Origin of the sequence: Nocardioides sp. WS12 (genome assembly GCF_014108865.1) — a bacterium.
Taxonomy (GTDB): domain Bacteria; phylum Actinomycetota; class Actinomycetes; order Propionibacteriales; family Nocardioidaceae; genus Nocardioides.
This window is the reverse complement of the sequence record NZ_CP053928.1, coordinates 2,743,727-2,768,889: the sequence shown is the minus strand read 5'-3', so window position 1 is coordinate 2,768,889 and position 25,163 is coordinate 2,743,727. Positions and strand designations below refer to the sequence as shown.

Genomic DNA, 25,163 nt, shown 5'->3' with positions numbered 1-25,163 from the left:
CCGGGACCAAGGTCCCGGGGATGTCACCCGACCGGCGTACGAGCAAGACCGCCGCGCGCCCGGATCCGGTGGGCTAGTTTGACCCGATGAAGAGGCAAGCGATCAGCCTGAACGACTCGGGCTGGCTCCGCATGGAGACCGTGGCCACGCCGATGCAGGTGGGCATGCTGGCGACTTTCTCGAAGCCCGAGGATGCCGGTCCGTCGTACCTCTCGGACCTGGTCGACCGATGGCGAGCCCATCGCGAGTTCCAGCCGCCGTTCAACTACATCCTGCACGGGTCGGCGATCCCCCGGTGGGAGCCGCTGCCCGACGACGCCATCGACATCGACTACCACTTCCGTCACTCGGCGCTTCCCGCTCCCGGGGGTGAGCGCGAGCTCGGCATCCTGGTCTCGCGCCTGCACTCGGCCCGGATGGACCGGCGCTACCCGCTGTGGGAGTGCCACGTCATCGAGGGCCTCGAGGGCGACCGCTGGTCGATGTACATGAAGGTGCACCACAGCCAGATCGACGGCGTGGGCGGCGTCCGGCTGCTTCGTCGTACGTTCTCGGTCGACGGCGACCAGCGCGACATGCTCCCCCCGTGGGCGATCGGCGTCCGCGGCCCCGACCAGTCAGGCGTGGCGTCCGCGCCGCGTCCGAAGATCCCGGCCGTCGCCGGCCGCGCCCGCCTGAAGAGCGTCCGCGCCGTGGCGGGTTCCCTGACCCGCACCTACAAGGAGTCGTTCTTCGGAACGAAGGACGAGTTGCGGGCGGCGCCGTACCGCGCCCCGAAGTCGATCTTCAACGGCAAGATCAGCACGCCCCGCCGCTTCGCGACCCAGCAGTACCCGATCGACCGGCTCCGGGCCGTCGGCACCGCAGCAGGCGGCAGCCTCAACGACGTGTTCCTTGCGATCTGCGGTGGCGCGATCCGCCGCTACCTGCAGGACGTCGATGCCCTGCCCGCGCAGAGCCTGATCGCCAACGTGCCCGTCTCGGTCCGCACCGGCGAGGGAGCGTCCGTCGGCAACGCCATCACGTTCCTCTACACGCAGCTCGGCACCGACGTCGAGGACCCGCTCGAGCGGATCGCCCGCATCAAGGCCTCCACGCAGCTCGGCAAGGAACGCCTGCCCCAGGTCTCCGGCGCCGCCATGGACGCCTACACCGCGGGCCTGATGGCCCCGTTCCTCGGCCAGGCGATGGCGCACATCGGCGGCCGCGGCCGCCCCGCGTCCAACCTGGTCCTCTCCAACGTCCCGGGCCCGGCCGAGCCGCGGTACGTCGACGGTTCCCGCCTCGAGGAGTATTACCCCCTCAGCCTGCTGTTCCACGGCCAGGCCCTGAACATCACCGCGATCAGCTACGCCGGCCAGTTCAACATCGGCTTCACCGGCTGCCGCGACAACCTCCCCCACCTGCAGCGCATCGCCGTCTACGCCGGCGAGGCGCTGGAGGAACTCGAGGCGGCGCTCGACATCAGTGCGGCGTCCTCAGCGGGGTAGTTCGCTGAAGCACGGCGGCGGGCACCCGCCGCCGTGGGCGGGCCGCTGCATTCCGGCTCCCTTCTGTTGTCAACCAGTCGCTGCGAGGTCCTCGCCGCGGGTCTTCCGAGACGTCGATGCCGGGCGTAGCGTCTGACCTGCGGGTCCGGGAAGTGGCTGATCCGAAGTGCCGATGTGCGGGGGCAGGTCGGCCGCGCTGGATTCCTGAGACGCCCCGCAGTGCCCTCCCGGACCCGCCCCAGCAACGCGCTCAGCGTCAGCAACGAGCTGTCGGTAGATGACGTCGGAGATCCTGCGCTTGAGACAGCGGAGTGCCTCGAGTGATTTCTTGCCCTCGGTTCGCTTGCGTCGGTAGTAGGTCCGGCCGTCGGTATCAACCCGAAGTTGCGTGACCGCAGCGATGTGAATCATGTGATTCATCCGGCGGTTGCCGGCTCGCGAAAGCCGATGCCGGTTCTGTTCGCCTGAGGATGCGTCCAGGGGCGCGGTGCCGGTCCAGGATGCGAATCGGTTGCGGTCGGCGAAGCGAGCGATGTCGCCGACATCGGCGAGGATCCGGGCGGCCACGACTGGCCCGACACCGTGGATGTCCATCAGCGTAGAACCGCGGGCGAGCACGATGGCTTTGAGTTCGGCGGTGGCCTTCTTGATCTTCGCCTCGACGTTGATCAGCTCGGCGAGCTCGTCGGCCGCGATGCGCCGACAGGTCTTGCCTGCGATGTCACGCGGGCGCACGGAAGCCAGCATTGCTTTGGCCTGGCCGGTGGTGATGTCGCGTTTGGCCTGTCCCGGAAGGAGTTCTGCGAGCAAGGCTTGAAGGCGGTCGACCGTCTGGACGCGGCGTCGGGTCAGTGCTTCTCGTCGGTCGGTGAGCATCCGTAGCGCTTCAAGTTGGCCGTCGACCTGCAGCACTCGCAAGGTCTTGGTGCGGACTGCGACGATCGCGATCGAGTGGGCGTCCCGGGCGTCCGTCTTGCGGTTGTGGCCGGTGTCGAACAGCCGGATACGGGCCGCGAGCTTGGCTGGGACATCGACGACATGTTCGCCGGACTCGAGCAGCCGTTGCGCCAGCGGACGTCCGACACCGTTGGCGCCCTCGACTGCCCAGACCCGATTCGGCCATGACTTCGCGTAGGTCCGCATTGCCTTGTAGCCAGCGTGGTCAGTGGTGAAGCGACCAGAACCAAGTAGCTGTTCTTGCTGGTCTACGACCTCGATCGTCGCTGACAGCTTGTGGGGATCGACCCCGATGATGACGTGCTCCATGTGCTTCTCCCGCCTGTGGCTCAGACCGATGTGGACGGCGAGGTGGGCATTGCTACTACGAGCAGGGCAGTCCCTTCTTGAGCCACGCCTCGTCAGCGGCGCCCGGCGGGCTGCAGACCGAAAGTGAGCCACACCCGCGAAGGGTGGGCAGCCCAATAGAGAGCCAACCCGCCGAGCACCTAGACCGAGTCTGGCCAGACACCGGCCCTACGAGGAAGTCTCTAGTAGCCCAGAATGGGCTGCCCGCGGATTGCGCATCATCTTCAGTGGCGGTGCCGGCCAGCAGTTCCGGATCCATTACGACATCTGATCAGCGTGAAGCCGTCCTAGCCATTGCGGGCTAGCCAGATCACTTGGACATACCGCTGGGCGCGATCGAAAGTCGCTCACACTCCACGCAAGCAACCGCCGTCGACGAGCGAGGTCGACCCAATGCAGTTTGAGGGTGCTGTGCTACCAGAGCGCGCATCCTTGCGGTCAGGCAGGAAGCTTGACCTTCTCGCTGTCTTCGACGAACTTGCGAGTGGTGGCTGTCAGCTTCCGGTTCGGGACGACGAGTGTGAACTGCTCGGTCCTTTGCCCAGACGCAAATGAAATCTTGCGGGTCATCGACCGAACCGAAATCGCGGGCGCCGAGACCTTAACCTGGCGCTTCGCAACGCCCGCCTCGCGGAGCAGGACCATCGTGTCCGCCCAAACGGCAGAGGGGTGGGAGACGTGTGATCCGCCAGTCTCTGCGAGGGTCGGTGCTTCAAAACGCAGCCGAGCGGGCGGTAGATCCGCGCCGTTAGGCCACACGATCGTCCCGAGCTCTGTATCCACCCGAAACTTCGTCGTCCAGCCCATGCGCCTGACTTCATCGAAAACCTGACCGGTCATCAGCGGCGACAAATCGACGACTTTCGCGACTCCATCGTCGAATCGTAGGGACGCAACTGTTCCAAAAAGTGACCTAGCCGAGACAACCTCGACCAACGCTGTGGCGTCAATCATTTGCCTCTCCTCTCAGGACCACTCGTAGCTCGGAATCGCTGAACCCTTTGATGCATGTTCCCACGCGTCCATCAGGTTGTCCTCGTTTGCTGTTACCCGCGCGACGACCGCACGACGACCCCCGCGACTCAAACCGACCTCGCCGTATACGAACTCACGGTTCCCAATCTCGATCTTAGCTCGGTGGCCAGCCGCGAACAGATGAACGTGGGGCGGATCATGATCGTTGGTGTACATGAAGACGAGTTGCCCCGCGACCTGCGCGAGTCGAGGCACAAGTCACTCCACCTGGTCGCCGTAGTTACCCATCGACCATCCACTGACGTTACTTAGCCGACCGCGCCAGAGGCCGACTTGCAGTGGCTCGGCGCCCGTCCCGTGCAGGACCGCCTGGTCGAGGTGAATGTGCCGAACGTCGTCGTCAGGCTCATTGCTTTCGATGTTCTTACGTCGAGCTTCGCTAATGGAGTCATAAGACTTAGCCAGGGCATCAGCGACTGGGTTGCTTCCATCGTCAGAGTTGCCGTGCAAGACGCCTGCCACCCGCGAAAAATAGGCTGGCATGGCAATCAGGTAGCCCGACAGCACGCCAGACGGTATGAAGATCCGCATCGGAAGCTCGAACTCGAGCTTGTTAACGAGGCCCACGAGAAGCTGAAGGTCGGGATCAGCGCCTGACCACCAGTCCCGGACTGGCAGCTCCTCGCCCTGATGCTGATCGCGTGAACCCGAGTCGTCTTTGGAAACCTCCACCATGGCGCCAAACTACATCCCCAAGGCCGGAGATTTGTGCTCCTCCGCGGGGGTCGGAGCGCCCCTCCACCCGCCGCTTCGCCGCGCGGAGCCTCTGCACCCCGAGAGCTCCCACCCACCCCGCTGGGTTTGTCAGTCCAGATATGCCAGGCCGGCCGCGCCGCAGCCGTGGCCTTGTCACGCCACGGCTTTGCGCACGAAAGCGTCTTCCTCGTGTGGCCGCGTTCCCCACTCGAGCTTCGAGTCGCAATGCGGGCAAGTCCCGCTACTAGATCGGACGAGGCCGCGACCACCGGCGAGAGGACCGAGAAGGCGCTCGTCGACTGTCCGCAGCCAAGACAGCGCGTCCCGTGGCCGCAGTTGAACCAGCCGATCGCTGAACCATTCGAGGCTCCCAGTTGCCTCGAGCTCCTCCTTGAACGCCTCAGGCACCACATTCCGATGGAGAGCGCAATAGCCACGAACTACAGGCGAAGCTGGGCCTCCCCGCCGAGCGTGGTCACTCCTCCAGCCATCCCCCACAGCAGGCCAAGTGCGACTGAACCACAGCCTCCTCGATGCCTCCTCAGCGATCGATTGGTCCCGGTCCTGTACGGACTTTGTCGCCGACTTCTGCGAAGTAGCCGTGAACCACTTCCAACACGTTGGCAACGTTGCTCGCAAACGCACTGAGCAGATCGAGCAGTACGCGAATCGCGGATGTAAGGCATTCGCCCTAAGGTGACCGATCGCAGTGAGACGGCGCCCGGCTCAAACAACTTGCCGCAGCCACGTTGTTGACGACGCCTTGGACCGCCCGCATTCCGTACACCTCTCGATCAAACCGCAATCGCGACAGTTTCCGAGCTTGGCCTTCACCGTGAGCCCCTCTTCTCGCCCGCAATGGGAGCAGAAATAGGTGCCAGGAGGTGCCTTTCTAGCAGCTTGAAAAGGCGGCTCCGGTTGGAACAGGGCATCCGCGGCGAGCTCCGATGCCTCCGCCAGGCCACTGGCGATCACCGTCACCTGCGTGAGCATGTGCATTACCTCCCAAGCTCCTGTCCGGAGACTCTTCAAGTAGTCCGCCGGTCGCACCACCTGGTAGCCCTTTCCCAACGCCAACTCCGAAAGGAGTGTCGCTGCATACGCACTCGGGTGCGCGACCGCGTTTCTTACTATGGTCAGTTCCTTCAGGGTCGCCAGCTCAACGTCGCGGTATCGCAACCACGAAAAGGGCTGCCCGCCCACGAGGTAAGAGTCAGCGCGGTCAGCGGCCACGTCATAAGGCAGCCATGTCAGGTAGTTCTCGCGTCGCCTGCCATCCGAGAAAATCAACAGCTCGATTTCCGACCGGTTCGAAACGGGCAGTACCGGGCCGATGCCTGCACAGTCGTGCTGCGCCAGCATGCTCAGGTAGAAGACCTCCTCGAGGTACGTCTCCAGCAATGAGAATGCCCGGAGAGCCACGAGCTCGACGACGCTTTCAACTGTCGCTTCTTGGATCTTCGATGCCTGGGCATCGAGCACGACGTTCTTGAGCGCCTCGATCCCAACAGTCAGTCGAGTCCTGACATCGTCCAGTTCGGACATCGTCAGATGCTCAGAAGGAAGTCCACCCGGAGCTGGCGACTCCGGCGATCGGCGGTAGCCCCGCGCAGAACCTTGACGAGTTGCTCGTCGAGGTCCTGCGGCCTTCGCAGTTGGACTTCGGCCGACTCAAGCCGGTCGACCAATGCCTCGGGGACAAGATCCAGCTCTCCACGAACGACCGCCGCTGCGACGGCGAACGCCGCATAGAACCAGGCAGACGACCTGAAGCGTTTGAGACCAGATCTGCTCGCGCCAGGCGAGTAGACACGGTCGAGGTAGTCGAAAGCGGCCCTCAATTGGTCGGCAACAACAATCCTGTCGGGGAACCCCTCATCGTTGGCCTTGTAAAGGCCATTCAGCGTTGCCTTTGTCCTCGCCTGGATGCCCCTCATCAGGAACCCCATCAGGTCGGAGGTGAGCTCGACCTCGCGCATCTGGGCAATCTCCTGCGCGTTGAAAATGTCCCATCTGAGCCACCGCTGATACTGCTCGTAGGCAAGCTCATAGGCGGCATCCTTGAACTCGCCGAAGTACGTGGCATTTCGGATCTCTTGATCGTTCAGCTTGTGACCAGTCGAGTTCATTCGCTGAAAGATCGTCAGAACAGTCACGTCATCGACTCCAGCGGGCAGAACGTTCACCGACAGAGGAGTCTGCAGTATTTGAGTTTGAGTGTCGTCTGGAAGCTGAGCAAAAGACAGCCCCGCGAACTCACGATTGTGCGATCGGAGCACAGTAAAGTCGTCCCACTCGTCGCGGTCGTTGATCGACTCGATGTCCACGAAGCTCAAGATCGATCGAAGCCGCTGCTGCCCATCGACGACTTGTCGGACAGTCTTTGAGGTTGCGACATCGAGTCGGCTGTGGAGAAAGATCAGCGGAAGAGGGAACCCACGCAGCAAGGAGTCGATCAGAAGGCTCTTTACCCGCGGATTCCATACCGAACGCCGCTGGTAGTACGGCTGCAGCTCGAGGGATCCCTGACGCTGCCACTCCAGAAAGTCGATGACGGTATAGGTCGTCCGGGTTACGGATAGTGGCTCAAGCACTGCCGCAGGCTATCGAACTAGGCCCGCGACTGGCACGTGTTCACTCCCGCTCCCGTCCCACGGGGTGGGTGGGAGCGCCCCTCCACCCGCCGCTGCGGGCCGCGCGGAGCCTCTGCGCACCCGAGAAACCCCCACCCACCCCGCTCAGTTGATTGGTCAATCCAGGTAAGGCAAGCCCATTGCGCCGCAGCCGTGGCATTGCCACGCCACGGTCTTGCGCACTAACGCGTCTTCCTCGTGCGGTCCGGTTCCCCACTCGAGCTCCGAATCGCAATCAGGGCAAGTTCCGCTGGTAGATCGGACGAGGCCGCGGCCGCCAGTAGGAGGAGCGAGAAGTCGCTCGTGGACCGTCAGAAGCCAGGACAGCGCGTCACGTGGCCGCAGTCGAACCGTCGGATGGTCTGCTGCACCCTCGGTGTCAGCACCGACCTACGCGGGTCGTAGCGCCGCGAGGTGCCCACCTTGACTCGAGTCCGCGGGCAACAGACCTCCGAGGTCGGCGTGGAAGAACTATCGCCGCAGGCGACAGCGTTTCACGATGCCTTGCTGATCTTGCGACTCGCGTCGAGCGGAGCAGGCACGAAGTCGTCGAAGCCGATTGTCCATGTTGCTCCGTCGCGAGTTCGGTGCGGACCGTCGTGACGATCGTGCAGGGTGCAGTCCTGAACCTCCCCCGTGCCGTCGACTCGGACCCGCAGGAAGGACTCGCAGAAGTACGTGCGCTCGACGCGCTCGTGCGGCGGCGTACGAAAGCCCTGGCCTTCAGCGACAGCCGTCGCGCAGTGGCGGCACTGCCGGCGAAACGCGGCCGGAGCACGCCGACCTATACCGATCAGGTCGGCAGATGGTTCCTCCTCCGGCACGAACTCATCGCTTAGAACTGCTCGCACAGACACGCCGCAAGCAGCGGGCGGACCGGTATTCATGCCACCGCTGTAGAAGTGAACAGCACCTTGCAGAACCTCACCGTTCCACGGATCGCCATCCCAAGTCCCAGCCGCGTCGATCGCATGGATCGGACCGGGGTCGTCCAGCAGTCGCTTCACGCGGTTGCCTTGTCCATCACGTCCGCCGGTCACCCTGGAGTGAGCCACGCGCATGACGTGGGGCTTGTCCTTGCGGGCTGTGCGAGCGACGACCGGCGCGACATCGGTTTCAGCAGTGAACGTGGCCACGACCGACGACTTCGGTCGAACGGCCCGTATCTTCTCCCCAAAGCGATCGACGAACCGAGCCAACGCCCAGTCGGGCACCGGCGATTCTGGCCCCCCTGCATTGTGCCCAATCGTCTCGAGTGCGCGGACTGCGAAAGTCACGGTCGTACCAAAGCGATCTGCCAGTTCTCGAACAGTGAGCACTGCGCCTCCTCGAACGTGTGTTCTGTACGGTACCCGAGGCCGCCGACGAAACCGGGCCGCGAAGCGGCCGGGCAGCAATCGGTCCAGCCGCCCTAGCGCATTCCGCCGCAACTGAGGTCGCGTCGAACCGCCGCCTTGACTGAATCCTCCCGTATAGAGACTCCCAGGGGAGAGACACTTGGCGCTCTCGCTATCCGTTTCTCAAGTGCTCCATTGCGGCTCCAAGAGCTCGCACGATCTCGGTCGGCGGAGATACCACCGTTCCGCCGCGCCCACTCATGACCGCCAGATCCCCTTGTCGGGTGATGCCTGACTCGCAGGTTTCCCGCTCGCTCTCGTGGTAACCGAGGTCGAACTCCCAAACGAGTTTGCCGATCGCAACCACGTCGCCGAGGTCCTCCACGAACGGGATCTGCTTGTACTTTCTCACTGACAACGGGGGAGCAAGTCTGCTGCCCAAAGTTTCCCTGCTGCGGAATGCCTCGCGTCTGCGTGGGATCCAGATTGCGCTAGGAGATGACGTGATCTCCGTGATCATCCTGGGAAGTTGTTGGCGCGCGGCGCTTTCCTCGGTGGCCTGGGTTCGACGCAGAGCCTCGGCCGCCGCGATGTAGCACGCAATGCAGCGAGCAGGGTCTGGAACGAGAGGATTTCCTCGAGCTTGGTGGCTCGGACAAAAGGGCCGCCCACACTCGCTGCATCTGCCCACCGCTAAAATCCCGCACACGGCGCCGGCTTCGATCAGAGTTGCGCATTCCTGAGCCACGGGAAGGCAGCCTACAAGCAGAGGTTGACCGACACGCAGGCTTCATCGCGAGGCTGGGCCCCGGACGGATGCGTCACTTCGCCGCGAGCAGCGTCCGGGGCATCAGGGTCGGATGTCTTCGAAGAACGAGTCGCCCTCGGGATAGATAAGCCCGACGTCGTAGTGATCGAGCAGGCGCAACACGTCTTCCCGGGGACGACCTGGAACTAGCACGGCGACCTTCGTCTCGATCGGAAGATCGTCCAGAATGCGGTAGTACATCGCTTGACCCATCGCGTGGGCCACTAGCACGTCGTCTAGGTGATAGGCCTTCGCTTCGATGATCAGGTCTCGGGCGTGGTCGTACAGGTCAGCCTCACGGCCATTGCTGAACCGCTTCTTGAGTACCCGTCGGCCCAACCAGTCCACGTATCGAGCGACCAAGTCGGCTTCGAACTGCCGCTCGAGCTCGACGCGCTCCTCTGCGCTGATCTCCGGATCGGCGAGCATCGCCGGCATGTCGTCTTGGAGCATCCAATTAGCGCGGACCATGCGAAGCTTGTGATTCTTCAGGTGCTTGTGCATCGCCCAGTAAACGTCGCAGTGCCGGTAGCGCCCGCCGAGCTCGACGAAGCATTCCCAGATGGTGCGACTGCGCTTATGCCCGGGGTTGGGCCACCCCAGCCGGAGCACCTCGTTGGCGACTGCTCGAAGTCCGGCTTCGTCGACAGGCTGTGGGACGCCGGTAGCGGGAAGTCGTTCGAAGACCCCGTCGGTGCGGTAGAGGATTTCGCCTGTCCACTCCAGGTCCATCTCGGCGGCCAGTAGGGCGTCGGCCACCTTCGGCTTCTCAACGGGGTCGTTCAAGTCCATACGCAACCTGGCCGCGATCCGGTCCAGAAGGACGAACCATGTGGGACTTTCGTCAATCGAGTCGAGGATGACCTGGGTTGCGAGCCCGATGCGATGGTCTCGGTCTTGGCCGGCGCTCGACCAGCTGGTGGCGCGGTCGGTGGGATACGGGACGGCCAAGTCGGTCTCCTGAAGGGTTGCGGGGAGGAAGACGCCCTCTCGGGTCGCATCATGGCAGTGAGCGTGGACGGTTCGCAGCGTCGCGGTGCGGCGGTGACCGCCAAGGCTGGGCCAGGGACATCACCGACGCAGATCGCCGAGCGGTGCCGGTTGGGCGTGCGGACCCTGGGAGCCCCCCGGCCAGTGGATTCAGAACACGCGGATTCACTTCCGCAGGTGCCATGCCGGGCGAGCACGCCGCTACGTCATGTCGCCGCCTTCATGTGGTTCGCCAACCACCACGAGGCGAACGCCATCAACTTCGATGCGACAAGCTCCGCCAGGTGCAACACCGACCTGACGACGCTGGGGCCGTGATGAGCAGTTGATCAACCGGCCAATCCCTACTCGTCGTGCCCGCAGGGCATTAGACGACGCGCGCGTCGATCCACCGATCGGGCGAGTAGATCGCGATCGTTGGATCGCCAGCGCCGTCCCACAGGGTCACGAGCAAGTGACCATCCGTCACGCCGATCCCAGTTGCGGGATCGTGCGTCTGCGTTTCTCCATCCGCCGTGAATACCTCGACTGCCATGGTGCCGCCTTTCGATCGAGAGGGCGATTGCCTTCGCTTCGAACCGTAGGCCAACCCTCCGACGAATCAAGCGAGGCAACCGGGTAACTAGGCAATGTCCCGCCCGAGTCATATCGCCGCGACATCCCCGCGCGAATCGCGGCCTCAGCGGGCGAGGGCACTACAGATCAGGGTTCCAGTACGACCTTGCCGGTGCTGCGGCGAGCCTCAATGTGCTCGTGGGCTCGGCTCGCGTCGGCCAGGGGGTACGAGGAGTCGACGTGCGGACGCACCCAACCGGACCCGACGCCCTTGAGCACCTGCTCCATCCATCGACGCAGCCTGTCGACCTCGTCCCACATGTGCCCGAGGTTGACCCCGAAGGCACCTTGATTGGCGTTCATGAGCGGCACGGGGTGGAACAGAGGCATCAACGCCGCGGTCTTGGCCAACTGCAGCTTGCCGCGCAGACCTTGGTTGCTGGAGGCGGCGGACACGCCGTACATCCCGAGCCGGCCGGTGGGGCGCAGGACGCTGCGGGACCGGCGGAAGCTCTCTCCGCCGAGCGGGTCGATGACCAGCTCTACGCCCCGGTCGTCGGTGAGGGCGCGGACCTCGGCGGCCCAGTCGCCGGTGCGGTAGTCGATGGCGTGGTCCAGGCCGCGAGCCGTGAGGAAGTCGTGCTTGCCCGCGCTGGCGGTACCGATGGTGCGCGCCCCCACGTGGCGAGCGATGTCGAGAGCAGCGAGGCCGACCCCGGACCCAGCGTTCTGGATGAGCACGGTGTCCCCTTCGCGGAGACCGCCCTGCACCACGAGGAGCTGCCAGGCGGTGAGGTAGGCGACCGGGATCGACGCGGCCTCCGCGTGGCTCAGCGCCGCCGGCTTGGCGAAGACCTGGGTCACTGGGACGTTCAGAGCGCTGCTGTAGCCGCCGAAACGGGTCAGCGCGAGGACGTCCTGCCCGACCAGGGACTCATCGACCCCCGTTCCCACGGCACGCACCGTGCCCGAGACCTCGTAACCGACCACCAGCGGCAGCGGCGGCGCGTCGGGGTAGAGGCCTTGACGGGCGAGGATGTCGGCGAAGTTGATGCCCGCGGCGACCACCTCCACCTGCGCCTCACCAGGGGCCGGTGGGTTGAGTCGAGACGTCTGAAGCCTCAGCTGCTCCGGGCCGCCTGCGCGGGTGATGACGACCTGTCGGATGTCCATCCATCCATTGTCGCCCCGACCTCAGTCCCATCAGCGCGGGACTCCTTGTTGAGCGGGCTGTTTCTTGCCCATCGCTCGGCCCGGCCTGTTCTGCCGGAGCTGGCTTTCAAGGGCGGGGCCGACCGCTCATCGGATGGAAGCGCTGCTTTGCCTCCTCCGGCGGTGACCCAGTCCGCCGCGAACAAGCCGGCTCGCAGCGACTATCCGGACGGGAGCGGGACCAGAACTCGCATCGCAAGCTCTGCGCTGCGGCCGGCAGCGGAACCTAGAGTCTGAGCATGGATGCAGCTCATGCGGAGATTGCCGATGCGTACATGCGTTGGGTCGCTGACGGCGATCTCTCGATCAAAGATCATTGCGCGCCCGAGTTTCACGACAACGTAAGCGGGCAGGACGTGAACGTTTTCGACATCGTCGGCGGTTGGTTCGCAGCAAGTTTTTCGGATCGGACGATCGAGCATCACGCGACCATGGCTGACAGAGATCGCATCATCGTCTGGTTCACGTTCCGCGGAGTGCATATCGGCAACGGATTCCCTCGCATGGTCGACCTGGAAGTGCAGGGCGCGCAGGTCGTATGGCCGCAGGTCCACATCTTGCGGGTCGAGAACTGTGATCTCGCAAGAGATAGGAAAGATCCGAACCCTCATTGGGGGTTCGGGTCTTTCTGGTTTTTGGGTTGGTAGTCGCGGTTGGTGTTGATGGTGAGTTCGCGGAGTAGTTCGCCGGTGATGGCGTTGACGACGCGGACTTCGAGGTCCTGGATGATCAGGATGACGTGGGTTCCGGCGTGGGTTCGGCCGATGCCGATGTGGCGGAGTTTCCCGGCTGCGCGCAGTGTCACGGTGCCGGACTTGTCGATCTTGTCGTGACGGATGCGGTCGTGGGTGTCGGCTTCGCGGCTCTCGCCGGGCAGGGCTTTGGGGATTGTTGACCTGTAACCGGTTCTCCGGACGGTTTGGGTGTGTTGATCATGCCGCCGGGTTGGCGGTCTTGTGAAGGCGTTCGAACTCGACTGGTGACCGGTAGCCGAGTCCTGAGTGGCGTCGGACGGGGTTGTAGAACGCTTCGATCCACTCGAACATCGCGTTGGCCAACTCGGCCCGGGTGGTCCAGTAGCGGCGGTCGAGGAGTTCGATCTGCATCGAACCCCAGAACGACTCCATGAGCGCGTTGTCATAGGCGCAGGCGACCTTGCCCATCGAACCCAGCAGACCGGCCTCGCGCAGCCGGTGACCGAAAAGCCACGACGTGTACTGGGATCCGCGGTCCGAGTGCAGGATCGTCCCGACCGGCTTGCGACGCATCCGGGCCATCTCCAGGGCATCGACAACGAGCTCGGTGCGCAGGTGGTCAGCGATGGACCAGCCCACGACCCGACGACTGAAGACGTCGAGCACTGCCGCGCAGTAGACCCACCCCTCACTCGTACGGTGCTGGGTGATGTCGGTGACCCACAGCCGGTCCGGTGAGTCGGCGGTGAAGTCCCGTTGGACGTGGTCGGGCCAGGTCGCCTCCGAGCGCTGTCCGTGGCGCCACTTGCGCCGGTGGACCCCAGCCAGGCCGTGAGTGGCCATCAACCGGGCCACCTTCCTGCGCCCGACGTGGTGTGAGCGGCCCAGCACGAGCTCGGCATGAACGCGCCGGACGCCGTAGGTCGCCCGCGCCGCAGTGTGGACCTCGATGATCACGTCGAGCAGGTAGGCATCGGCGACATCGCGGTCCGATGGTGGCCGCTTGATCCACTCGTAGTAGCCCGACGTCGAGACTCCCAGGACCCGGCACGCCACCGCGACGGGGAACCCGTCAGCGGCAAGCTCACGAACGAACCGGAACCCTATTTTGGGAGCACGTTCTCCCGAGCGAAGTAGGCCGAGGCCCGCTTCAAGATCTCGATCTCCATCGCCTGGGTGCGGTTCTCGCGACGAAGGCGGACCAGTTCGGCCTTCTCGTCACTCGAGAGACCTTCTCGCTTGCCCTCGTCGACATCGGCCTGGTTCATCCAGCGACGAAGACCAGACTCTGCGATCCCGAGCTCCTTCGCGATCTGGGCGATTGGCTTCTCCCGCAGCCGTGCGAGCGCGACAGCTCGACGACGGAACTCCGGGTCCTTGGGTGCCGGCATAGCGGACTCCTCTCCGAGACGATTCTCGCCTCAGCATCGGTGTCCGGGAAACCGGTTACAGGTCAACCCGTCATTTCTGATTTGCGGCCGATTCCGTCATCGAACGCTCGGACGCGGTCTTCCCTTGGAGGTCCACGATGAGCTTCCCCGGGTGACCGTTGGTGAAGCTTTCGATGAAGGCGTCAGGAAGTTGGTCGAGGCTGGACAGGACGGTCTGGACGGCCCGCATTTGTCCTGAGGCTATGAGGTTCGCAAGGTAGGCCTCGACCTCGTTGGCGCGGTCCATGTAGTCGAGGACGATGAAGCCCTGGGTGAGGACGCGTTTGGTGAGGAGCATGCCGAAGTTGCTGGGTCCGGCTGGTCGCTGTTCGAGGTTGTAGCCGTCAATGAGTCCGCAAAGCGCAATGCGTGCGTGGTCATTGAGAAGGTTGATTGCTGATTCGAACATCGGGCCGCCGGCGTTTTCGAACAGTCGGTCGATCCCGTTTGGCGCGGCCCGCTTCAACTGTGTGGGCCAGTCACGGTCCTTGCGGTCGATCACGGCATCAGCCCCAAGGCTTGTGACCATGGCGCACTTTTCCGCGCCGCCAGCGATCCCGATGACGTAGGCACCAGCGTGCTTCGCGAGCTGTACGGCCACGGTGCCTACGGCACCTGAGGCACCGGAGACGAGCACAGTGTGCCCAAGTTGGGGCTGCAGGATGTCGTTGACGCCCGCCCATGCGGTCAGACCGGTCATGCCGAGGATTCCAAGGTGGTGTTCGAGCGGCACGTCCTGCGCGGGGTCGAGTTTCTGCCAGGTGCCGGCAGGCGTGGCGATAACTTGGCGCTGCTGCCAGCCAACGAACCCTCGCACGATGGTTCCCGGGGGGAACTCGTCATTCCGCGACGCGGTGACGCGCGCGATGCCCAACGCTCGGATGGGGGCGCCGATCGCGACCGGAGGTAGGTAGCTCGGGCGGTCGTCGAGCCAGCCGCGGATCGCCGGGTCGATCGAGATGAGGAGGCTCTCGATCTCGATACCGCCTTCTTCGACCGGTGGCACGGGCGCTTCCTCATGACGGAAATCGGCGCTATTGACGTGGCCGTGTGGGCGCGCGGCGAGGACGATCTGCTGGCTCGTATTCATTGCTCTCCTTTGGGTCACTAGGACGCTAAGGCGAGGTGGCGATTGCCGGCTTGGCTTGGTGCGCACGCGGTTCGACACCGGCGCACATCCCTTTGCGGAGCTCTCGTGATGATCGGTCGGCCGTCGTGCGCGGAGGAAAACTCGAGCAGCGCGCACGGCCAAGACGTGGTGGCCGTCACATTCCTACGGTGGCCTCAGGCGGGCCGCATTAGAGAAGCCCCACAAGCACACCGGAGTCGACATGACCGAGACCACATCCGAGCGGGCACTCAAGATTGCCGTCACCATCGACGACTTCGTCCTGTGGGACGGCGTGCCGATGCCGGCCAACACCACACCCACGATGATCACGCACTCGGTGGCGAAGACTTTGAACGATTACGGACTCACCGGAACCTACGGGTTCTCGCACACCTTCCGACTCGACAACGAACCCGAGCTCCTCGAGGCTTTCGACACCTGGGTCGATGCGGGTCACCACGTCGGCAACCACACCCATGAGCACGCACCCCTGCGGTGGATGTCAGATGCGGCGTTCCGGCGCGACTTCGAGACAGCCGAGAAGCACATCGGGGACCTGATCGAGGCTGCCCCCCACAAGTACTTCCGCTACCCGATGGACATGTGTTCGGGCTCGGAGCAACGTCGCGGCGAGGTGGAGCAGTACCTCGCCGACAACGGTTACACCAACGCCCCGATCACCAGCTGGTTCAGCGACTTCGCATTCATCGTGCCGCACTTCCGCGCCCTCACCTCAGGCGACGCCGAGGTGCAAAGGCAGGTGCGTGACATGCACGTCGCGACCGCGGTCGCGATGCTCCAGAAGCACGCGGACACCGCCCATGCTCTCTTCGGGGCGGACGCGCCGCTGATCTGGCTGGTCCACGGGACCACCCTCGCGCGGGACACCCTGCCGGCAATCTTCGAAGCATTCCTCGCGCAGGGAGTCGAGTTCGTGACGCTCGACGAAGCGATGCGCCATCCAGTGAACTTCGCGATGCCGCCAGCGATCGAGAGTTTCAGCAATCACCTGCAGAGGTTCGCGGTCGCTGCTGGTCTGTCAGTGCCGGAGCTCGAATACGAGCGGCTCGGGGAGATCCTGCACCTGGCTCCGATGCCCGGCAGCGACACCATGGCCATCTACGAAAACGAGGTGTTCAAGCCGATGGCGGAGCGTCTCGGCGTCGCCTACGACTGGGACTGGTCCTGATCGCTGGAACAGCCCGCCAACCCACGACTACACACTGAATCCGAGAGAGACACGATGCTCAACCTGGCCGTCATGCTGTCCGATACCGCGCGCACCGAACCTGACCGGGTTGCCATCATCGACGGGGAGCGCATCTTCAGCTACGGCGAGGTTTATGCGGCAGCTCAGAAGGTTGCCCGGTTCCTCGTTTCGCATGGGGTGCGGCCCGGGGACCGCGTCGCAATGACGGTCCCGAACGTCGCCGAGTTCCCTATCGTCTACTACGGCATCCTCCATGCCGGGGCTACCGTCGTACCGCTCAATGTCATGCTCAGGCGAGACGAAGTGGCCTATCACCTCCAGGACTCGGGCGCGAAGGTCTACCTCTGCGCCATTCCAGACGGCGACGACGCCTGGCAGGGTTTCGATTCCGCAGAGTCCTGCGAGCACCTCGTCGTGTTCGGTTCCGGAGGAGCCCAGGTGGAGACCGGGACCTCGCTCGCCCACGTGCTCGCAGCCCAGGACGCCGATGACATCGAGGACAGCTTCAGTCCCACCGAGGCGACCGACACCGCCGTCGTCCTGTACACCAGCGGAACCACAGGCAAGCCCAAAGGCGCCGAGCTCACCCACGCCAACATGGTCCTCAACGCCTTCGCGCAGAATCGGCTCCTCGACGCACGCCATGACGACGTCCACCTGGTCACGCTGCCGCTGTTCCACTCCTTCGGCCAGACCGTCCAGATGAACGCCGGCTTCAGCATGGGAGCCACCCTCGTCCTGCTACCCCGTTTCGACCCGGCGGCCGCACTCGAGTTGATGGCGCGGCACCGAGTATCGGTGTTCGCCGGCGTACCCACGATGTACTGGGCGCTGCTGACGGCAGCCGACTCGGGCGTGGACCTCGCCGGGATACTGCGTCTTGCTATCTCCGGCGGCGCCGCAATGCCGGTGGAGGTCCTCACTCGATTCGAGAAGACCTTTCGTGTGTCGGTGCGCGAGGGGTACGGGCTGTCGGAGACCAGCCCCACTGTCACCTTCAACCCGCCGGAGCACCCCAACAAACCCGGGTCGATCGGGCGGCCGATCTGGGGCATCGAGGTCAAGCTGATCGGCCCTGACTGGAACGAGGTGCCCGGCGGTGAAGCCGGCGAGATCGCGATCCGCGGTCACAACGTCATGAAGGGTTACCTGGGTCGGCCGGAGGCCAGTGCAGAGGTGATTCGCGACGGGTGGTTCCGCACAGGCGATATCGCCACGCGCGACGCGGACGGCTACTACTTCATCATCGACCGTGCGAAGGACCTGATCGTGAGAGGTGGGTTCAACGTCTACCCTCGCGAAGTTGAGGAAACCGTCATCGCCCATCCAGACGTCAGTCTGGTCGCGGTCATCGGCGTCCCCCACGAGCGCGTCGGCGAAGAGGTGAAGGCGTTCGTCATCCGCCGACCCGGCTCCGAACTCACACCCGAGGCCCTCATGGCGTGGTGCCGCGAACGGTTGGCGACCTACAAGTGCCCCCGCTTGGTCGAATTCCGGGACTCGCTGCCGATGAACGCAACCGGGAAGTTGCTCAAAAGGGAGTTGCGCTGAGCTCGTTGCCCGGGGCAGATCCGGGACGTTACCGTGGAGGCAGGCCGGACCCGGTGGATGGCTCGGCGAGGAAGAGGGTGCGTGGTGTACACCGTTGACACGCTGCAAACCACCGATCGCGACCCTCGCGACCGCGGCGAATGGTGGCGTCACCAAGTCTCGTCCATTCATTGCCCCATGTCGTTCAAGCTCCCCGACAACTATCACGGCCGCCTCCAACACCAACGGTCCGACACCTACCAGTTGGTGCGGTGGTGGGGTGATGCGGAAGACATCTCGCGGGACCAGAAGCAGATCCGCACGGACCCCCACGACGCGTATGAGCTGCTCATCCCGGTTGAAGGAGTCCTGGCGCTCCGCCAGAGCGACGAAACGCTGCGCGTCGCACCCACCCAGATGGCGCTGACTTCGCTGGACCAGTCCATGGACCTACGTCACGGCGATGGATTCTCCTCGATCGCGTTCGTCGTACCGCGCGAACGACTTGACCTACGGCTGCTGCGGCGGCCCCACTCTGGTGTCATCCTGAACGCGACGAGTGGACTCGGCCGCATCGTCGTGGACCTGATCTCGAGCGTGCGCGAGAACGGCGCCTCGCTCGAAGGCAGCCAGTTCGATGCCCTGTGCGACCGAATCGTCGATCTGCTCGCGCTCGCCTACAACGCGGACACCGCGGCACCCTCGCTCGACGTGCAGGATGGCCTCGTGGCGAGCATCCGGCGCTTCGTGCGCGAGAACGCCCACGATCCCGGGCTGACCGGCGCTGTCGTCGCAGCTCGCCTCGGGTGGTCCCTGCGTAACATCCAGACCCAACTTCAGCGCGTCGATACCACCCCCTCGGACCTCATCCGGGCAGAGCGACTCGCCCTTGCACGCGTGAGGCTCCAGGACCCTGCCTGGCACCGACAGAGCGTCACCCAGGTGGCGTATGCGTCGGGCTTCGGTGACCTCAGCACATTTAGCAACGCCTACCGTCGTCATTTCGGCGAACGGCCGTCCGACACACGATCCTCAGCGCTGGCCGAGGACTAACAGCGCGGACTCGTGCGCACTGCACAACGAGTCGGCGCCCAGACCCAAGCCCGCCGACGCGCCCTGTCCCTAGCGTCAGGGACATGAGCATTACGGATTCCCAAGACAGCCAACGACGTCACGACTCTCTCTTCACCATTCGCGGTCGCACTGCGCTCGTGACCGGCGGCTCTCGCGGGATCGGCGCCATGATCGCCAGAGGCATGGTCTTCGACGGAGCCCACGTGGTGATCACCAGCCGCAATGCGGACACGTGTCAGGCCACGGCTGAGAGCATCAACGCAGCAGCCGGCGCAGCCGGAACCACTGGCCGCTGCACCGCTGTGGCCAGTGACCTGTCCTCCGTCGACGGCGTGGCGACCCTGGTCTCCTGGCTCGAGGAACACCTCGAGTCCATCGACATCTTGGTCAACAACGCCGGTGCGACCTGGGGAGCGCCACTCGAGCATTTTCCCGTCAAAGGCTGGACCAAGGTGCTCAACACCAACCTGGTGGCACCGTTCTACCTCACCACCGGACTCCTTCCTCTCCTCCGGAACGCTGCCACTCCCGAGAAGCCAGCTCGCGTCATCAACATCGGCAGCGTCGACGCCCTCGTCGCGCCCCACTGGGAGAACTTCTCCTACAGCGCGAGCAAGGCCGGACTGCACATGATGACCCGCCAGCTCGCGAAGCACCTCGCCCCCGAAAGCATTACCGTCAACGCCATCGCTCCCGGCCCCATCCTCACCGACATGCTCGGTCATATCGCCGCAGACTCGAATGCCGAAGCGCAGATCCTGGACCGGGTGCCGCTCGGACGCTACGGCAACGCCGACGACCTGACCGGCGCCGTGCGCTTCCTCGCCTCAAGTGCCGGTAGCTACCTCACTGGAGTCGTCATCCCGCTCGACGGCGGGCTTTCCGGCTGCGCCGGCTGACCCGAGCGAACCAACGCACCGGACACGCCCACCACTCAAGGAGATCCCGATTGAACACCCCAGTCATCGTGGCCACCGCCCGATCGCCCATCGGCCGCGCCGGGCGCGGCAGCTTCACTTCGATGCGCGCTGACGATCTGGCGGCCTGCCCAGACCCCGCTCCGACGGTGGGCGCCCCGCGCGAGATGGCCGACGCGGCCGCCTTCTTCGCCAGCGACGAAGCCGCCTACATCACCGGAGTCATCCTGCCAATCGACGGAGGAATCGCAATATGAGCACGTTTGCCAGTCTTGAGGCCCTACGAGCCGCTGCGGGTAGCGAGCTCGGATCCAGTCGCTGGATCGACGTGACCCAAGAGCGCATCGACGGGTTCGCCCGCTACACCGAAGATGATCAGTGGATCCACACAGACCCAGACCGAGCACGATCCGGTCCGTTCGGAACCACCATCGCCCACGGATACCTCACCGTGTCGTTGATTGCCCCACTGCTCACAGAGTTGCTTCTGGTCGACGGCATCTCGATGGCAGTGAACTACGGCTTCAACAAGGTCCGTTTTCCGGCCGCACTCCCTTCAGGAACGCCGGTGCGCGCCACAGGACGACTCGACAGCGTCGAGGACATCCAGGGCGGCGTCCAGACATCCACTACCATCACGATCGAGACCCCAGACGGCACCCGTCCCGTGTGCGTCGCCGAAGTGCTCAGCCGCCTCCTCGCATAACCAAGCTGCGGCTGCGCCCTGAAGATCAGGCGTCGTCGTCCACCTCGGCGACGACATCGTGCTCGGTTCCGGGCCGCAAAGATGACCGAAGTCGTCGCCGAGGAAGTGACCTCACGGCTTGAGGGTTCAACCGGGAGGTAGCGTCCTTCCGCCGTGAGCCGCCCATAGCCAAGACTCCGCTCTCACCCTTCCGAAGTGCCCGGCGCGGGATCTAGCCTGAGTGGGTGCTCCGACTGGATCGCGTCGACATTGAGGACCTCGCCACCGCTCTCGCTGATCAGACCGACTACGAACATCGATGGCTGATCGATCCCCGAACCGGCGAGATCGCGTTCTGGACCAGCGACACCGGCATCGATGGTGAGAACCCCGTCGAACTCGACGAGTTGGACCTCATCCCCATCGTTCCGATCCCGTCGCACGTGTGGTTCCAGGACATGGTCGACTTCGCCGAAGGCATTAGTGACCCGGAGGTCGGCCGCCGACTTGCTCAGGCACTCCACGGGCGCGGCGCCTTTCGCCGGTTCAAGAACCACGTCCATGAGCACCATCCCGACCTGATCTCAGTCTGGCACGCCTTCCGGGATGCTCGGGCCGAGCGCCGGGCGGTCGAGTGGCTCCAGGACCAAGGGCTCATCGATGAGGAGTCTGCACAACAGTTCGCCGCCGACCGACCAGATCCCGCCCTTCCTTGACGTCGGCGATGGCCTAAGGGCGTCGACACCTGACCCTTATCACCGCGATTTCGCGCAGCGTCGACGGCTTTGCCGGTCATCAGGTTGCGCGGCCCCAACCTGGTCAGGATGGCCGGTCAGTCCCTGTGCAGTCGTTCGAATCCGCTGCGGTGGAACACCAGCGGTCCCTGGCCAGTCGATCGATCGACGTGGTCGACGGCCTGCAGTTCGAGCAGGATCAGGACGTGGTCGCCCGCATCGACCTCGCGGTAGACAGTGCAGTCGAACTGGGCGAGGCCGTCGTCCACGGTGATACCGCCCTCCGCCGTCACGGTGTAGGCGACGCCGGTGAACCGGTCGTCGACGGGTCCGGCGAGCTGACGGCACACGGCCGCGTGATGGTCGGCCAGGACGGTGACGCCGAGTCGAGGTGCTCGCCGCAGGTCTGGCCAGGTCCTCGATGCGACGGCGAGATTCACGGAGACGAGAGGTGGGTCGAGGCTCACGGAGGTGAAGGAGCTGGCGGCGAGCCCGATCGGGCGCCCGTCGATCTGTGCCGCAACGGCGACCACGCCGCTCGGGAAGAACCCGAATGCCTCCCGGAGCCGATCCGGGTCGAGATCCTGGTTGGTGGTCAGGTTCGGATTCGTGGCGAGGGTGCTCATCGGGCGGCGCTCGAGACCGGCTCGCTGACCACGTCGGGCAGCTCGGGGCCGAGCTTCAACGACTCGAGGAAGAGCACGATCGTGGCGGCCACCGAACGGTGCGACGCATCGTTGAGTACGTCGTGCCGACCACCACTGACCAGCCTGACGCGGACGCCCGGCGCGCCGCCGTACACGGCGAGAGCCTCGGTGGGCGAGGTGACCGGATCGGATGATCCGTGCAGCACGAGCACGGGCTTGCCCGGCGCAGCCACCTCAACAGAGGTCCAGGGCAGGGGCTGGTTCAGCCCTCCTCGGGTGAACCCGTCGTCCTCCGCAATGACCCGGCGGTGCACGGGACACGCCGTTCGCGCCTCGACCTCCTCCTCCCACGTGTCGACACCCGTCGATCCGGGGAGTGCGATGCCGGCCACGACGACGCCGTCCACCGGCAGCACCGGCGCCAGCACTGCGGCCAGGGCTGCGCCGGAATCGGCACCCACGAGCACCTTCGGTGCAGGCAACGACTCGTCGACGAGCAGCTTCTCGACCTGCACCCGCGCGCTGTCGAGATCATCGAGGTCGACAGGGACCAGGCGCACCCGCCAGGCATCGGCGGACAGCCGGCGTCCGAATCGTTCGTACGACGCGGCGGTCTCGCCGCGGCCGGGCAGCACGATCAGGGTGCCGCGGGGTGTCCCGCCGGCAGGTTCGTTCCAGGCAGTCACGGTCATTGGTCTCTCTCCTCGGGGCGGGCCCACGTGGACGTGAACCAGTGGACGGCGCCGGTGGCGGGGTCATAGGAACGACGGGGCAGGGTGCCGATGTCCGCGCCGTAGACGTGGATGCCGACCACCGGCTCGTCACCACCGCAGCGGACCTGGTGCACGTCGTCGTCGGTGGTGCAGCACACCGTCACCTGGCCGGCGGTCCACTCATCGGTGCCCTCCTCGACGAGGGGCAGGTCGGGTGCGATCGGTTTCTGGAAACGGGTCTCGACCTCGACACCGCGGTGGATCCCGACCACTCCCCACGTCTCGTGCCCGTGCACCGGGGTGCCCTGGCCCACGTTCCAGACCGCACTGGCGATGGAGAACGAGCCATCGGCCGCCACGTGGAGCGGATACATCACGTAGCGATCAGGGTCCGGTGCGGTCACCTCCGACGACAGTTCGAAGCCTGTGGCGAGAGTGCGTTCGAGGTCGTCGCGCACCGCGGCAGTCAGGGCCTGCTCGTCGAGCCCTTGGGCGATCAGCTGTTCGACCCGTTGCGCGAACGCCGCCAACTCAGGGACGTCGGTGGCGACGGGCACGATCTGCTGGGCCTGCTGCTGGGGCTGCTGCTGGGTGGTCATGCGTTCTCCTTGGTGAGTGCGGGGGCGGCGTACGCCGCGATCCGGTCGCGCAATCCGGGTACGGCGATCGAACGGGCCAGCGCCGCGAGCTCGGCGTCAGTGTCGTGGGGCGGCCGGGTCGGCCGCTCGTCGCGGAGCACATCAGCGAGCGACGCCGGGACACCGGTGGTGAGGGCGGAGCCGAGCTCGGCCCGGCGCACGGTGCCCAACGCGACGCCGAAGGCGGCGCCGGGAAAGCGCAGTGCGACCGCGGGGTCCACGAGCCGGTGGTCGCAGGCGAGCACGAGGTCGGCCCCGGCCCCGACGGCAGCACCGTCGGCAACGGCGACCGTGCGGTACGGCGCCGCGATCAGCCGCTCGAGCAGCAGCCCGATCCGCAGGAACCGGTGCGCGAGCGATGCGTCGGTCTCGCCGTCGAGATCGCCGAGGTCGAGGCCGGCCGCGAAGTGGCGGTCGTTGCCTCGCAGCACCAGCGCTTCGGGTCGCGCATCCGCGGCCTCGTCGAGGACGCCGTGCAGCGCCTCGACCAGGTCGGCCGAGAGGGCGTTGGCCCGCTCCGGGCGGTCGAGGGTGACCGTCCAGACGTCGCCGCGCACGATCTGGATGCTCATCGGGCCGACCATTCGTCGTACACGTCGGCGTCGGCACCGAGACGTGGTGCACCGCGGTCGAGGCGTGGTGCCAGGCCCTCGACCCGGACCGGGAACACGACGGTCGGCGTCGGCCCGGCGACAGGGACGTCGACGGTGCCGACCAGTCCGGTCGCCTCGACATGCGGGTCGGCGAGGATCTCCCCGAACGCGTTGACCGGTCCGCAGGGCACGCCGCGCGCCCGCAGTGCAGTGATCCAGTGGTCCCGCTTCTCCTCGGCGAACCGCGCCTGGAGGAGCCCCTCGAGGTCACCCTGGTGGCGCACCCGGTCCACCTGATGGAGGAAGCGCGGATCCTCGACGAGCTCGGGAAGTCCGACCACCTCGGCGACTGCCGCCCACAGCCGGTCGTTGCCGGCGGCGACCGTGAACGCAGCGTCTGCGGCCGCGAAGCCCTGATAGGGAGCGTTGCGCGGGTGCGCCGTCCCGAGCCGGCGAGGTTCGACACCGCTCCCCCAGTACTCGCTGGTCTGCAGCGCAGAGACGCCGAGCAGGCAGTCGAGCATCGGGCAGTCGATCCGTGTCGACGTAGCGCTGTCACGGATCTGGGGCAACAGTGCGGCAATCGTGTAGGCGGCGTAGAGACCGGCGGTGAAGTCGCCGACCGGGACGCCCGCCTTGACGGGGTCGCCACCCGCCTCGCCAGTCACGCTCATCAGCCCCGACATGCCCTGGATGACGACGTCGTAGGCGCCGTGGTCGACGTACGGACTGGTCAGGCCGTAGCCCGAGATGGAGCAGTAGACCAGGCCCTTGTGTCCTGCACGGACGGTGTCGTAGCCGAGCCCGAGGCGATCCAGGACGCCCGGACGATAGTTCTCCACCACCACGTCGGCCGCCGCGACCAGCGCGCGCACCCTGACCACGTCGGCCGGGTCCTTGAGGTCGGCGACCACTGATCGCTTGTTGCGGTTGACCGAGGCGAAGTTGTGGCTGAAGGTCTCCACGCCGTCGTCGGCGAAGGGCGGCCAGGCTCGCATCTGGTCACCGCTCGGGGGCTCGACCTTGACCACGTCGGCGCCGAGGTCCGCGAGCAGCATGCCCGTGAACGGTCCGGCGGCGACGTGCGCCAGCTCGACGACCCGCACTCCTTCCAGGGGCCTCATG

The 25,163-nt window shown here is 65.3% G+C and carries 28 protein-coding genes; 9 read left to right on the top strand and 19 right to left on the bottom strand.

The features are described from left to right. Positions 1-86 precede the first annotated feature (86 nt). Positions 87-1,490, top strand: coding sequence for a wax ester/triacylglycerol synthase family O-acyltransferase (locus HRC28_RS13440; RefSeq protein WP_182376016.1), 1,404 nt, complete (start codon positions 87-89; stop codon positions 1,488-1,490). Positions 1,491-1,559: 69 nt separating this feature from the next. Here HRC28_RS13440 and HRC28_RS13435 read toward each other — a convergent pair whose 3' ends face one another. The 10 genes from HRC28_RS13435 to HRC28_RS13385 form a co-directional block, all read right to left on the bottom strand. Next, positions 1,560-2,912 carry an IS110 family transposase gene (locus tag HRC28_RS13435; protein WP_202033076.1) on the bottom strand — a complete coding sequence of 451 codons (1,353 nt, stop codon included), beginning with the start codon at positions 2,910-2,912 and terminating at the stop codon, positions 1,560-1,562. A 321-nt stretch (positions 2,913-3,233) separates the two neighbouring features. After that, positions 3,234-3,749, bottom strand: coding sequence for a DUF2442 domain-containing protein (locus tag HRC28_RS13430; protein WP_182376015.1), 516 nt, complete (start codon positions 3,747-3,749; stop codon positions 3,234-3,236). 279 nt (positions 3,750-4,028) lie between these two features. After that, positions 4,029-4,505, bottom strand: coding sequence for a hypothetical protein (locus HRC28_RS13420; protein ID WP_182376013.1), 477 nt, complete (start codon positions 4,503-4,505; stop codon positions 4,029-4,031). Positions 4,506-5,252: 747 nt separating this feature from the next. Next, positions 5,253-6,071, bottom strand: a complete 819-nt coding sequence (locus HRC28_RS13415; protein WP_182376012.1) for a hypothetical protein — start codon at positions 6,069-6,071, stop codon at positions 5,253-5,255. Positions 6,072-6,073: 2 nt separating this feature from the next. Further along, positions 6,074-7,120, bottom strand: a complete 1,047-nt coding sequence (locus HRC28_RS13410; protein WP_182376011.1) for a DUF262 domain-containing protein — start codon at positions 7,118-7,120, stop codon at positions 6,074-6,076. Positions 7,121-7,653: 533 nt separating this feature from the next. After that, positions 7,654-8,478 carry a hypothetical protein gene (locus tag HRC28_RS13405; protein WP_182376010.1) on the bottom strand — a complete coding sequence of 275 codons (825 nt, stop codon included), beginning with the start codon at positions 8,476-8,478 and terminating at the stop codon, positions 7,654-7,656. Between the two features lie 190 nt (positions 8,479-8,668). Then, the gene (locus HRC28_RS13400) at positions 8,669-9,016 is read right to left on the bottom strand and encodes a hypothetical protein (protein WP_182376009.1); all 348 of its coding nucleotides are present in this window, start codon (positions 9,014-9,016) and stop codon (positions 8,669-8,671) included. Between the two features lie 330 nt (positions 9,017-9,346). Further along, a complete protein-coding gene (locus HRC28_RS13395) occupies positions 9,347-10,255 on the bottom strand; it encodes a hypothetical protein (protein ID WP_182376008.1) in 909 nt (302 codons plus the stop codon). Between the two features lie 406 nt (positions 10,256-10,661). Then, positions 10,662-10,829 carry a hypothetical protein gene (locus HRC28_RS13390; protein ID WP_182376007.1) on the bottom strand — a complete coding sequence of 56 codons (168 nt, stop codon included), beginning with the start codon at positions 10,827-10,829 and terminating at the stop codon, positions 10,662-10,664. A 167-nt stretch (positions 10,830-10,996) separates the two neighbouring features. Then, a complete protein-coding gene (locus HRC28_RS13385) occupies positions 10,997-12,022 on the bottom strand; it encodes a medium chain dehydrogenase/reductase family protein (protein WP_182376006.1) in 1,026 nt (341 codons plus the stop codon). Between the two features lie 278 nt (positions 12,023-12,300). Between HRC28_RS13385 and HRC28_RS13380 the strand changes: the two genes are divergently transcribed. Further along, positions 12,301-12,708: a hypothetical protein gene (locus HRC28_RS13380; protein WP_182376005.1), complete on the top strand. Its 408-nt coding sequence runs from the start codon at positions 12,301-12,303 to the stop codon at positions 12,706-12,708. Here the strand turns inward: HRC28_RS13380 and HRC28_RS13375 are convergent. The 4 genes from HRC28_RS13375 to HRC28_RS13360 form a co-directional block, all read right to left on the bottom strand. After that, complete coding sequence (locus tag HRC28_RS13375) at positions 12,669-12,866, bottom strand: hypothetical protein (protein WP_202033075.1); 198 nt, start codon at positions 12,864-12,866, stop codon at positions 12,669-12,671. The genes HRC28_RS13380 and HRC28_RS13375 overlap by 40 nt on opposite strands. A gap of 127 nt (positions 12,867-12,993) precedes the next feature. Continuing rightward, the gene (locus HRC28_RS13370; RefSeq protein WP_182380638.1) at positions 12,994-13,863 is read right to left on the bottom strand and encodes an IS3 family transposase; all 870 of its coding nucleotides are present in this window, start codon (positions 13,861-13,863) and stop codon (positions 12,994-12,996) included. Next, positions 13,860-14,147, bottom strand: coding sequence for a transposase (locus tag HRC28_RS13365; protein WP_182376004.1), 288 nt, complete (start codon positions 14,145-14,147; stop codon positions 13,860-13,862). The genes HRC28_RS13370 and HRC28_RS13365 overlap by 4 nt, the downstream gene beginning before the upstream one ends. Positions 14,148-14,217: 70 nt before the next feature. Beyond that, complete coding sequence (locus HRC28_RS13360; RefSeq protein ID WP_182376003.1) at positions 14,218-15,276, bottom strand: NADP-dependent oxidoreductase; 1,059 nt, start codon at positions 15,274-15,276, stop codon at positions 14,218-14,220. Between the two features lie 241 nt (positions 15,277-15,517). On the opposite strand from HRC28_RS13360, the gene HRC28_RS13355 reads away from it, so the two are divergent. The 7 genes from HRC28_RS13355 to HRC28_RS13325 all read left to right on the top strand — a co-directional run bounded on the left by HRC28_RS13355 (position 15,518) and on the right by HRC28_RS13325 (position 21,429). Then, positions 15,518-16,486: a polysaccharide deacetylase family protein gene (locus HRC28_RS13355; RefSeq protein ID WP_182376002.1), complete on the top strand. Its 969-nt coding sequence runs from the start codon at positions 15,518-15,520 to the stop codon at positions 16,484-16,486. Positions 16,487-16,540: 54 nt separating this feature from the next. Then, positions 16,541-18,058 (top strand): long-chain fatty acid--CoA ligase, encoded by a 1,518-nt coding sequence (locus tag HRC28_RS13350; protein ID WP_182376001.1) that lies wholly within the window; start codon positions 16,541-16,543, stop codon positions 18,056-18,058. Positions 18,059-18,142: 84 nt separating this feature from the next. After that, positions 18,143-19,090, top strand: coding sequence for an AraC family transcriptional regulator (locus tag HRC28_RS13345; RefSeq protein WP_182376000.1), 948 nt, complete (start codon positions 18,143-18,145; stop codon positions 19,088-19,090). An 83-nt stretch (positions 19,091-19,173) separates the two neighbouring features. Further along, positions 19,174-20,010, top strand: coding sequence for an SDR family oxidoreductase (locus HRC28_RS13340; RefSeq protein ID WP_182375999.1), 837 nt, complete (start codon positions 19,174-19,176; stop codon positions 20,008-20,010). A gap of 50 nt (positions 20,011-20,060) precedes the next feature. Further along, positions 20,061-20,285 (top strand): SDR family oxidoreductase, encoded by a 225-nt coding sequence (locus HRC28_RS13335; protein ID WP_237111472.1) that lies wholly within the window; start codon positions 20,061-20,063, stop codon positions 20,283-20,285. Continuing rightward, positions 20,282-20,734: a MaoC family dehydratase gene (locus HRC28_RS13330; protein ID WP_182375998.1), complete on the top strand. Its 453-nt coding sequence runs from the start codon at positions 20,282-20,284 to the stop codon at positions 20,732-20,734. Before HRC28_RS13335 ends, HRC28_RS13330 begins: the two co-directional genes overlap by 4 nt. Before the next feature lie 224 nt (positions 20,735-20,958). Further along, a complete protein-coding gene (locus HRC28_RS13325; RefSeq protein ID WP_182375997.1) occupies positions 20,959-21,429 on the top strand; it encodes a UPF0158 family protein in 471 nt (156 codons plus the stop codon). A gap of 116 nt (positions 21,430-21,545) precedes the next feature. On the opposite strand, the gene HRC28_RS13320 is transcribed toward HRC28_RS13325, so the two are convergent. From HRC28_RS13320 to HRC28_RS13300, 5 genes are read right to left on the bottom strand one after another with little or no spacing between them, the layout of a single operon-like run. Further along, complete coding sequence (locus tag HRC28_RS13320; RefSeq protein ID WP_182375996.1) at positions 21,546-22,073, bottom strand: flavin reductase family protein; 528 nt, start codon at positions 22,071-22,073, stop codon at positions 21,546-21,548. After that, positions 22,070-22,786, bottom strand: a complete 717-nt coding sequence (locus HRC28_RS13315; protein ID WP_182375995.1) for an alpha/beta hydrolase — start codon at positions 22,784-22,786, stop codon at positions 22,070-22,072. The genes HRC28_RS13320 and HRC28_RS13315 overlap by 4 nt, the downstream gene beginning before the upstream one ends. Continuing rightward, positions 22,783-23,406 carry a hypothetical protein gene (locus HRC28_RS13310; protein WP_182375994.1) on the bottom strand — a complete coding sequence of 208 codons (624 nt, stop codon included), beginning with the start codon at positions 23,404-23,406 and terminating at the stop codon, positions 22,783-22,785. The genes HRC28_RS13315 and HRC28_RS13310 overlap by 4 nt, the downstream gene beginning before the upstream one ends. After that, positions 23,403-24,017, bottom strand: coding sequence for an enoyl-CoA hydratase-related protein (locus HRC28_RS13305; RefSeq protein WP_182375993.1), 615 nt, complete (start codon positions 24,015-24,017; stop codon positions 23,403-23,405). The genes HRC28_RS13310 and HRC28_RS13305 overlap by 4 nt, the downstream gene beginning before the upstream one ends. Next, positions 24,014-25,162 (bottom strand): CoA transferase, encoded by a 1,149-nt coding sequence (locus HRC28_RS13300; RefSeq protein WP_182375992.1) that lies wholly within the window; start codon positions 25,160-25,162, stop codon positions 24,014-24,016. The genes HRC28_RS13305 and HRC28_RS13300 overlap by 4 nt, the downstream gene beginning before the upstream one ends. Between the last annotated feature and the right edge of the window lies 1 nt (position 25,163).

What these genes read in the sequence shown, in the direction of transcription:
- HRC28_RS13360 (WP_182376003.1), bottom strand. Translation starts at nt 15,276, where the DNA reads ATGAATACGAGCCAGCAGATCGTCCTCGCCGCGCGCCCACACGGCCAC.
- HRC28_RS13315 (WP_182375995.1), bottom strand. Translation starts at nt 22,786, where the DNA reads ATGACCGTGACTGCCTGGAACGAACCTGCCGGCGGGACACCCCGCGGC.
- HRC28_RS13350 (WP_182376001.1), top strand. Translation starts at nt 16,541, where the DNA reads ATGCTCAACCTGGCCGTCATGCTGTCCGATACCGCGCGCACCGAACCT.
- HRC28_RS13310 (WP_182375994.1), bottom strand. Translation starts at nt 23,406, where the DNA reads ATGACCACCCAGCAGCAGCCCCAGCAGCAGGCCCAGCAGATCGTGCCC.
- HRC28_RS13415 (WP_182376012.1), bottom strand. Translation starts at nt 6,071, where the DNA reads ATGTCCGAACTGGACGATGTCAGGACTCGACTGACTGTTGGGATCGAG.
- HRC28_RS13380 (WP_182376005.1), top strand. Translation starts at nt 12,301, where the DNA reads ATGGATGCAGCTCATGCGGAGATTGCCGATGCGTACATGCGTTGGGTC.
- HRC28_RS13365 (WP_182376004.1), bottom strand. Translation starts at nt 14,147, where the DNA reads ATGCCGGCACCCAAGGACCCGGAGTTCCGTCGTCGAGCTGTCGCGCTC.
- HRC28_RS13320 (WP_182375996.1), bottom strand. Translation starts at nt 22,073, where the DNA reads ATGAGCACCCTCGCCACGAATCCGAACCTGACCACCAACCAGGATCTC.
- HRC28_RS13355 (WP_182376002.1), top strand. Translation starts at nt 15,518, where the DNA reads ATGACCGAGACCACATCCGAGCGGGCACTCAAGATTGCCGTCACCATC.
- HRC28_RS13390 (WP_182376007.1), bottom strand. Translation starts at nt 10,829, where the DNA reads ATGGCAGTCGAGGTATTCACGGCGGATGGAGAAACGCAGACGCACGAT.
- HRC28_RS13330 (WP_182375998.1), top strand. Translation starts at nt 20,282, where the DNA reads ATGAGCACGTTTGCCAGTCTTGAGGCCCTACGAGCCGCTGCGGGTAGC.
- HRC28_RS13305 (WP_182375993.1), bottom strand. Translation starts at nt 24,017, where the DNA reads ATGAGCATCCAGATCGTGCGCGGCGACGTCTGGACGGTCACCCTCGAC.
- HRC28_RS13300 (WP_182375992.1), bottom strand. Translation starts at nt 25,162, where the DNA reads ATGAGGCCCCTGGAAGGAGTGCGGGTCGTCGAGCTGGCGCACGTCGCC.
- HRC28_RS13400 (WP_182376009.1), bottom strand. Translation starts at nt 9,016, where the DNA reads ATGATCACGGAGATCACGTCATCTCCTAGCGCAATCTGGATCCCACGC.
- HRC28_RS13430 (WP_182376015.1), bottom strand. Translation starts at nt 3,749, where the DNA reads ATGATTGACGCCACAGCGTTGGTCGAGGTTGTCTCGGCTAGGTCACTT.
- HRC28_RS13420 (WP_182376013.1), bottom strand. Translation starts at nt 4,505, where the DNA reads ATGGTGGAGGTTTCCAAAGACGACTCGGGTTCACGCGATCAGCATCAG.
- HRC28_RS13385 (WP_182376006.1), bottom strand. Translation starts at nt 12,022, where the DNA reads ATGGACATCCGACAGGTCGTCATCACCCGCGCAGGCGGCCCGGAGCAG.
- HRC28_RS13440 (WP_182376016.1), top strand. Translation starts at nt 87, where the DNA reads ATGAAGAGGCAAGCGATCAGCCTGAACGACTCGGGCTGGCTCCGCATG.
- HRC28_RS13340 (WP_182375999.1), top strand. Translation starts at nt 19,174, where the DNA reads ATGAGCATTACGGATTCCCAAGACAGCCAACGACGTCACGACTCTCTC.